The organism is Azospirillum sp. TSO22-1 (assembly GCF_003116015.1).
GTDB lineage: Bacteria > Pseudomonadota > Alphaproteobacteria > Azospirillales > Azospirillaceae > Azospirillum.
In genome coordinates this window covers 1-8,927 of record NZ_LGQZ01000197.1, presented here as the reverse complement: position 1 = coordinate 8,927, position 8,927 = coordinate 1, and the positions used below count along the sequence as shown (strand labels likewise).

Below are 8,927 nucleotides of genomic sequence, written 5' to 3'. Positions count from 1 at the left end.
ACAGCACGGTCAGGTTGGGCTCCGGAGCCGGGCCGAGGTTGGCCAGCGTGTGCAGCATGCGGAAGCTGGTCTTGGTGACCAGGGTGCGGCCGTCCAGCGCCATGCCGCCGATGCACTCGGTCACCCAGGTGGGGTCACCGGAGAACAGCGCGTCGTAATCGGGCGTGCGCAGGAAGCGCATCAGACGCAGCTTGATGACGAACTGGTCGATCAGCGCCTGCGCCTCCACCTCGCACAACCGGCCCTCGCGCAGGTCGCGCTCGATGTAGATGTCCAGGAAGCTGGAGACGCGCCCCAGCGACATGGCCGCACCATTGGCCTCCTTCACCGCCGCAAGGTAGGCGAGATACGTCCACTGCACCGCCTCCTGCGCGGTTACCGCGGCGCGGCGGACGTCGAAGCCGTAGCCCGCAGCCATCGTCTTCAATTCGCCCAGCGCCTTGATCTGCTCGCTGATCTCTTCACGCAGGCGCAGCGTCTCCTCGTCAATACGGTCCAACTCAAGAGACTGCAACTGGGCCTTCTTGTCGTCGATCAGCCGGTCGGCGCCGTACAGCGCCAACCGGCGATAATCGCCGATGATGCGGCCGCGGCCATAGGAGTCCGGCAGGCCGGTGATGACGCCGGACTTCCGGCAGCGCAGCATCTCCTCAGTGTAGACATCGAAGACGCCGTCGTTGTGCGTCTTGCGCAGCTTGGGGAAGATTTCCTCAAGCTTCGGCGAGGGGGTGTAGCCATAGGCTTCCAGGCCGTTCCTGACCATGCGCCAGCCACCGGTGGGCATGATGGCGCGCTTGAGCGGCTTGTCGGTCTGCAGCCCGACAATGAGTTCCAGGGCCTTGTCGATGTAGCCCGGCGCGTGCGAGGCGAGGGAAGAGAAGATCTCGGTGTCGGCGTCGAGCACGCCGCCCTTGGCCGCGCGCTCCTCGTCGAGCAGCGCAGTGACCTTGTTCCACAGCGCCTTGGTGGTGCCGGTCGGGCCGGTGAGGAAGTGGCTGTTTCCTCCGTACGGGCGGACGTTCTTCTGGATGAAGTCGCGAACGTTCACCTCGTACTGCCAGACACCGGGTTTGAAGTGGTGCCAGGGATGCGGCTGCGCGTCGTCCGCCTCGACATAATCTTCCTGAATCAGTGTGTCCATCTTATCACCTTCAAGAGGGCGACGGCTCAACTCCAGGCGCTGGAGGTGGGTCGGCGCAGCTCGTCTCATGTCCGTTGCTGTTTGAGACGGAGCGGAAACGAGACATCGGGAAAGGCAGGATCATCTCCTCCCGAACATGTGCTCAGTCAGTTCCGGCGACCGCGGCCGCATCGGCGGCGGCACGGACCGTGGCCTGTGTCGGGGCATGCGTCGCACGCGTTTCGATCGGCACTTGGCCGCCTGGGCGTTCGACCCAAGCGATGCGCAGCACGTTGGTCGATCCCGGCATGCCGAACGGCACGCCGGCGGTGATGACCAGCCGCTGCCCGGCCTGGGCCAAGCCGTGGGCATAGGCCAGCGATACGGCCTTCTGCACCATGTCGGAGAAGTTCTGTACGTCCTCGGTCAGCACGGAATGAACGCCGTAGGCAAGCACCAGCCGGCGCGATGCAGCGACGTTGGAGGTCAGGCAGAGGATCGGCACCGCCGGGCGTTCGCGCGATGCCCTCAACGTGGTCGAGCCCGAGGTGGTGTAGGTGGCGATGGCCGCCGCCTGCACCGTCTCCGCCACCTGCCGGGCCGCGGCCGTGATGGCGTCGGCCGTGGTATGCTCGAGATCCGGGTGCTTGGCGTCCATCATGGTGCGGTAAAGCGGATCCTGCTCCACCCGGCGCGCAATGCGGTCCATGATCGATACCGCCTCGACCGGATAGACACCTGACGCCGTCTCGGCCGAGAGCATCACAGCGTCGGCGCCGTCAAACACCGCGGTCGCGACGTCCGAGGCTTCGGCGCGCGTCGGCGCCGGGGCGGAGATCATCGACTCAAGCATCTGAGTGGCGACGATCACCGGCTTGCCGGCCAAGCGCGCCTCGCGCACGATGCGCTTCTGGATCAAGGGAACGTCCTCCGGCGGCATCTCGACACCAAGGTCGCCGCGGGCGACCATCACGCCGTCCGACAGCTCGACGATGCGCTCCAAGTGCTGGATGGCCTGCGGCTTCTCCAGCTTGGAGAGCAGCGCGGCACGCCCGCCGATCAGCTTGCGGGCCTCGGCGACGTCCTCGGGGCGCTGTACGAAGGAGAGAGCCACCCAATCGACGCCCTGGTCGAGTGCGAAGGCGAGGTCGGCGCGGTCCTTGGCGGTCAAAGGCGAGAGCGGCAGCACGACGCCCGGGACGTTGACGCCCTTGCGGTCGGACAGTCTCATGCCGCTGACCACCACGGTTTCGGCGAAGCCGGGGCCGCAGGCGGTGACGCGCAGGCGCACCTTGCCGTCGTCCAGCAGCAGTTCGGCTTCCGGTTCCAGCACGGCGAAGATCTCCGGGTGTGGCATGCCCACGCGGGTGGTATCGCCAGGCTCCTTGGAGAGATCGAGGCGAAAGGTCTGCCCGGCTTCCAGCGCCACCGGGCCAGCGGCGAAGGTGCCCAGGCGCAGCTTGGGGCCTTGCAGGTCGGCGAGGATGGCAACGGGGCGGCCGGTTTCACGTTCGACGTCCCGAAGGGCTTTGACGCAGGCGCCGTGGTTCTCGTGGCTCCCATGGCTGAAATTCAGGCGGAAGACATCGACGCCGGACGTGAACAGCGTAGCGATCATACCCGGTGTCGAGGACGAGGGACCCAGCGTCGCGACAATCTTGGTCTGCCGATAACGGCGGATGAACGCACTCGTATTCATATCGAAACTAACTCCTCAAGATAACACTGTGCTGCGACAAAGCAAATGACTCCACAACAAGCACATCTGGAACACTCAATTTGACATTGTGCCATCTTCAGATTCGTTTGCTTTTCCTTGAACCGCATACCGACCACGCCATGACGCTCGATCTGATTTCAGTGGGCGCCGCACCTGCTCTCCTCGGGCGGATTTACAGATTCTCGCCCGAGGGACAGGTTCTCGACTGGATCAGGCCTTGGCGGGCACGGCGTCCTTGACCTCGTCAACGAGGTCCGGATCGACGGTGGCGCGGTTCCGCTCCATCTCGATCACCCCGAAGTGCGTCAGAACGCAACTCACGATGCACAGCACCGCGCAGGCGATCAGCAGGTAGAAGCCGGCGTGCCAGCCGAACTTCTCGGAAAGAATGCCGAACAGCGCCGTTCCGGTGGAGGCTCCCAGCAGGTAGCTCATCAGCCCACGCAGACCCGTCGCCGAACCGACCGCGAAGGAGGGCACAACCTCGATGGTCTGCACGGAGGCGAGGAACTGCGGGATGTAGATCATGCCGCCGATGATCCCGGCCGCGATGCTGATCACCAGGATGCTCGAGGAACTCCAGTAGAAGTACAGCGCGCCCAGAATGATCGTCATAGCGATCATCGCCAGCGGCATACGGCGGCCCTTGAACAGCTTGTCGGTCAGCAGCCCGGCGAACAGCGTCGAGGGGATCGCCGCCCATTCGAACACGGCAAACGCAACACCCATTTCCGCCTTGCTGAAGCCCTTCTCCTTGAGCAGGTACAACGGCAGGAAGGTCAGCACGCCAAAACGCACTGCGTAGACGAAGACATCGACGAAGGAGACGAACCAGACGGTCTTGTTCGGCAGCACGTAGTGGCGGAAGATCTGCCAGGCCGACATGCTCTCCGGCGCGTGGTCGGTATGGCTGTGGACGAGTTCAGAATTGGCCTCTTCCTTGAGCGCGACCTCCATCGGCGGCAGACCCACGCTGCTCGGGGCGCTGACCCCCAGCGAGAGAATGACCGCGGCCACGACCAAGGCGACCGCTGCGGGCACCCAGTAGGTGCTGGCGCCCCAGTACTGGGTGCCGAGGATGGCGATGGCGCCGGTGACGAGCGGCGCGACCATGCCGCCGCCGAGATTGTGTGAGATATTCCAAATCGCTCCCACCGAGCCGCGCATCTTCCGTGGGAACCACTTTGAGATGATGATGAAGGAGGGGCCGGCGCCCATGCCCTGGAACACGCCGTTGGCGATCACAATGACGGCGAAGAGCCAGTAGACCTCGACGACGCCGAGCACGATGTTGGCGCCGGCGCTGAGCACCAGGCCGGCTGCCATAAAGCGCCGCGTGTCGCACTTGTCGGCGAGCGAGCTCATGAAGCCCTTACTCAGCCCATAGGCAATGAGCATATAGGCGCTGATGACGCCAACGTCGGCCTTGGTCCAGCCGAACTCCTTGACCAGGAAGGGCGTGGAAAAGGTGAAGTTGTTGCGCACCAGATAGTAGGTGGCGTAGCCGATAAACACCCCGAAGAGGGCCCACCACCTTAGCCTGAGAAAGGTGGAGCGGACCTCGGACTCTGGGACGGCGACCAACGCCTCCCGAATCTTGAGATAAGACAGCATTATTGGGCCTCCTCCATTGGCATGCCGGCAGCGTTTTCAAAGCCGTCGCTCGGCGATACGGGATGCACGCTCTTCAGCAAGCCGGATGCCAAATCGAAAATCGTAGTGAAAACAATGCTATATGCGATTCTTGCCGATGGCAGGGCTAGCCAACGTGGGGCGAATAGGTAACGCACCCAATCCCCTTATTGGGTCAGTTTGGTAATACCCCCCAGACCCAATGCCGTAAGCGGCTGGGGAACGTCCTTCAGGCGGTTCCGCCAGACTTCGCGCCAGCTTGCTCGTAGCCACGGGGCTGACGTAGAGGATCTCCTCCAAACTGGAGGTGAGGAATGCACTGTCCGCATTGCTCTTCGTCGGCGACCCGCGCCAGCTTGGTTGCCTCCTTTGCCAACGGCATCATGGCTGGGAACTGCGGTGAGCGCGGGTTGGCGCCGGGGTTCAGGCTGCGGACGCTGCGGCGATGTTCCAGGGCAGCAGCTCGGCGATGCGGTTGATCGGGTGATCAGCGATGCGGCCGAGCACGTCGCGCAGGTAGGCCTGGGGATCGAGACCGTTGAGTTTGGCGGTTTCCACCGGCGTGTAGATCGCTGCGGCACGTTTCCCGCCCGCATCGGAGCCGGCGAGCATCCAGTTGCGTCGGCCGATGGCCAGCGGCCGGATCGCGCGTTCGGCCGCGTTGTTCGAGATCTCCAGCCTGCCGTCGTCCACGTAGCGCGTCAGCGCCGGCCAGCGCGAGCGCGGGTAGCGGATCGCCTTGGCCAAGTCGCCCTTGCCGGGGATGCGGGCCAGAGTGGCGTCGAGGAAGGCGGCCAGTTCGTCCAGGATCGGCCGGGCCTGCACTTGGCGAACCCGGCGGCGCTCCTCGGCCGGCTGGCCGGTCAAGGGGCGTTCGATGTCGAACAGCAGCCCGATCCGCTTCAGCGCCTCCGCGGCCAGGGGCGAGCCGGTTTCGGCGTGCTCGTCGAAGAACTTCCGGCGCACATGAGCCATACAGGCCACCTCGGCGACAGCAACGGCTCCGCCGCCGGCGGCTTCGTACAGGGCTTCGAACCCGCCATAGCCGCCGGCATGCAGGTGCCCGCGGAAGCCCGCCAACTGCCGTTGCGGATGCTCGCCTTTGCGGTCGGGCGTGTAGGAGCCACCTCAGCACCACACGCTGAGATTGGCGCAAGCTGACCAACTCTGTTACGTGCGACCGTGCCCATAGCGCGCGACACGACGTCCCGATGGGTTAAACCCATCAGGACTTGGCAACAGCGAGAACTGCAGCCGCATCGCCCAGGCGGCGGATACCAGGATTGAGACCCGCTGACGGGTACCCATCAGCGGGATCTGATTTAGGAGCCGCAGAACAAATTTATGCTTCCAGCGATGAGGCTTTATGGGTGCTCTCGTGAGGGTTTATGGTTCCCTCCAGAGAAAGAGGGAGGTCGGGAGGGGGATAAGGCCTTACGACTTCACCGCCTCGGCCTCGATCAGCAGCTGGATCTCGTCGCCGATGTTCGGCGCGCCGTACTTCATGCCGAAGTCGGTGCGCTTCACCGTGCCGCGGGCCGAGAAGCCGACGGTCTCCAACTTGCTGGCCGCGCTGACGCCATCCTTGTTGAAGGTGACGTCGAGGACCACCGGCTTGGTGGTGCCCAGCATGGTCAGGTCGCCGTGCAGCTTGCCGGTCTTGTCGCCGGTCTTCTCGATCTTCGTGCTCTTGAAGGTGATCTGCGGGAACTCCTTGGCGTTGAAGAAGTCCGGCGAGCGCAGGTGCTCGTCGCGCTTGGCGTGCGCGGTGTCGACGCTGGCGGCGTCGATGGTTACCTTCAGCGCGCTGTTCTGCACCGCGTCCTTGTCGAAGCTCACCTCGCCCGCGGCGGCGTTGAAGCGGCCGATCACGTTGGAGAAGCCGAGATGGTTGACGATGAACGCCACGCTCATATGCGAGGGGTCGAGCTTGTAGGCGACCGGCGCGGCCTGCGCGACGGACGACACGGAGGCCAGGAGGACGGCGGCGAACAGAACGGTCTTCATGGTGGTTTTTCCTAACGAGGATGGAGGGTCAATAGCCGGACGCTTCGGTGCCGGCGGAGAGCAGGAGAGCGATGCCGACGGCCGCCACGGCGGGCACGACGGCAATGACGGTGAGGGCGACGGTTCCGGCGGCACGGCCAAAGGAGGTGTCCGGCAGCGGCAGGCGGTCGCGCAGCCGGTCGGCGAAGAAGGCCGGCAGGACGGCGACCAGGGCCTCGGCCGGGGCCGAGGAGAAGAACGTGAGCGCGGCGGTCAACAGCACCAGGATGCCGAGCGCGGCCTGACCTGCGGTGCCCCAGCCATGATGCTCGACCGGCCAGTTCCACAGCAGCAGCCCGCCGGTGGCGGCGGCCAGCGCGAAGGCGAGCTGCGCCACCGAGGCCGAGGCGCCGACCAGCGCCACGCCACCGACGCCCAGCGCCGCCGCCAGCAGCACCACGCCCGGCGTGGCTGCCCCCGCGGCGCCGTGCGACACGGTGCGCGACAGCGCAAACCACGCGCCGGCCACCAGCACGGCGGCGGCGGTGACGGTCGGCAGCCCGCCCGGCAGCACCGGGTAGGCAACCCAGCCGAGCGCCGCAGTCAACCACACCCCGACCAGCAGCGAGCCGCGCTTCGGCTCCAGCCCCGCCAGATCCGCCAGGATGCCGAGCACCACGCCGGCCACCGCGCTCCAGAACAGACGGCCCATGCTGGACGGCGGCGGCAGCGCCGGCACGCCGACGATCAGCGCGTAGGCGGCGAGGAACGCCACCGCCACGCCCGCGGCGGCCAGCCGCCGGCCGCGCGCCGGCCCGGCGGCGAAACGCAGCAAGCCGACGCCGATCAGGCCGGCCAGCAGCGGAAACACGGCGGTCTGCACCACCAGATCATCGAGCAGGGACATCGGGGTCACTCCGGAAACAGCGGGTTGGACATTGCTCCCGGACGACGCGGTTGTCTGTGCGAAAACGCACATCGGGGCGCGACTGACCAATGGGGGACTTCCGCACCGCCGCGATCCGCCGCAGCCTGCGGAAAACGTCTGCCGGAGGAACGCCAATGCTCATCGCCCAGCTCACCGATCCGCACATTGCGGGGCCGGGCCACCTGCTCTGCCGCCGCATCGACACCGCGTCCCTTCTCGCCGGGGCGGTGGCGGCGGTGAACGCGCTGAACACGCCGCCCGACGTGGTGCTGCTGACCGGCGATCTCGTGGACGCCGGCCGACCGGAGGAGTACGGGCTGCTGCGCGAGATCCTGCAGCCGCTGAAGGCCCCCGTGCTGCCGGTCCCCGGCAACCACGACGAGCGGGGCGCGCTGGCCGCGGCCTTCCCCGAGCTGGCCTGCCTGCCGCAAGGCGGCGCCTTCGTGCAATACGCGGTGGAGGACTGGCCGGTGCGCTTGATCGGTCTGGATACCGTCGTGCCCGGCGCCGTCGGCGGCGCGATGTGCGCGGAGCGTCTGGCGTGGCTGGACGCCACGCTGTCGGAGCGGCCGGAGCGGCCGACGGTGCTGTTCCTGCATCACCCGCCGTTCCGCACCGGCATCGTCCACATGGACGGTTTCGGCTTCGACGGCATGGACGCGTTCGCCGCCGTGGTGCGCCGCCACCCGCAGGTGGAGCGCGCGCTGTGCGGCCACATGCACCGGCCGATCCAGCGACGCTGGGCCGGCACGCTGGCGTCGACGGCGCCGTCCACCGCGCATCAGGTGGCGCTCGACCTCAGCGAGGGCGGACCGGCCTGCTTCGTGATGGAGCCGCCGGGTTTCCAGCTGCATCTCTGGCGCGAGGACACCGGGCTGGTCAGCCACACCGTGGCCATCGGCCGCTGGGACGGACCGCACCCCTTCCAGCCGCCAACCTGAACGCCGGATGAACGGCCCATTCAGCGTCGGCTCAGCTCACGTCTCCTATCGTGCGGTCATCGGGCGCCGAAGGGCGCCGACAACCGGAGACACGAGCCATGCTGAAGACCGCGACGTTCGCCGCACTCGCCCTCGCGCTGACCGCCGGCGCCGCCCAGGCCGGCGACCACCACCGCCGTGACCGCGCCGCCGCCGCCGGCGCCCCGCAGCCGATCGCCGACGTGCTGGGCGCCGGCAGCGGCACCACCACCGGCACCGTCTCGAAGGTGGCGGCCACTTGGTTCACCATGAACGACGGCCGCGACCAGATCGACGTCACCACCAAGGGCTTCCTGCCGGAAGGGCTGCAGCCGGGCCAGCAGGTCACGGTGACCGGCGGCGTGCGCCAGGGCGCCATCCGCGCCAGCCAGATCATCCGCGACGACGGCACCGCCTTCGGCCGCCAGGACGGCCGCCGCGAGCGCCGCCACCACGACGACTGACCCCGAGGAGGGCCCGCCATGGCCGCCCGCAAGCCGACCGCCGCCGAGATGGCGTTCCTGCTGCTGTTCCACGCCACGCTGTCCGGCGCCTTCCTGGTCGCCTACCTGACCGGGGACG

7 protein-coding genes and 1 pseudogene are annotated in these 8,927 nt (G+C 66.9%); 2 read left to right on the top strand and 6 right to left on the bottom strand.

From position 1 onward, the window contains the following. The 6 genes and pseudogenes from TSO221_RS33415 to TSO221_RS33390 all read right to left on the bottom strand — a co-directional run. A partial coding sequence (locus TSO221_RS33415) for a pyruvate formate lyase family protein (protein ID WP_282187864.1) occupies positions 1–1,141 on the bottom strand: 1,141 nt, incomplete at its 3' end. Between the two features lie 142 nt (positions 1,142–1,283). After that, positions 1,284–2,819, bottom strand: a complete 1,536-nt coding sequence (pyk, locus tag TSO221_RS33410; RefSeq protein WP_109122779.1) for a pyruvate kinase — start codon at positions 2,817–2,819, stop codon at positions 1,284–1,286. Positions 2,820–3,050: 231 nt separating this feature from the next. Further along, positions 3,051–4,454: an MFS transporter gene (locus tag TSO221_RS33405; protein WP_109122778.1), complete on the bottom strand. Its 1,404-nt coding sequence runs from the start codon at positions 4,452–4,454 to the stop codon at positions 3,051–3,053. A 441-nt stretch (positions 4,455–4,895) separates the two neighbouring features. After that, positions 4,896–5,591 (bottom strand): annotated as a pseudogene (locus TSO221_RS33400) (IS66 family transposase); the annotation flags it as partial. 315 nt (positions 5,592–5,906) lie between these two features. Further along, positions 5,907–6,479 (bottom strand): YceI family protein, encoded by a 573-nt coding sequence (locus tag TSO221_RS33395; RefSeq protein ID WP_109122777.1) that lies wholly within the window; start codon positions 6,477–6,479, stop codon positions 5,907–5,909. A gap of 28 nt (positions 6,480–6,507) precedes the next feature. Beyond that, on the bottom strand, positions 6,508–7,365 hold the full coding sequence (locus TSO221_RS33390; RefSeq protein WP_109122776.1) for a hypothetical protein: 858 nt from the start codon (positions 7,363–7,365) through the stop codon (positions 6,508–6,510). 155 nt (positions 7,366–7,520) lie between these two features. On the opposite strand from TSO221_RS33390, the gene TSO221_RS33385 reads away from it, so the two are divergent. Both TSO221_RS33385 and TSO221_RS33380 read left to right on the top strand, forming a co-directional pair. Next, on the top strand, positions 7,521–8,327 hold the full coding sequence (locus TSO221_RS33385; RefSeq protein ID WP_109122775.1) for a phosphodiesterase: 807 nt from the start codon (positions 7,521–7,523) through the stop codon (positions 8,325–8,327). Positions 8,328–8,425: 98 nt separating this feature from the next. Continuing rightward, the gene (locus tag TSO221_RS33380; RefSeq protein ID WP_109122774.1) at positions 8,426–8,809 is read left to right on the top strand and encodes a cytochrome c maturation protein CcmE; all 384 of its coding nucleotides are present in this window, start codon (positions 8,426–8,428) and stop codon (positions 8,807–8,809) included. Positions 8,810–8,927 lie beyond the last annotated feature (118 nt).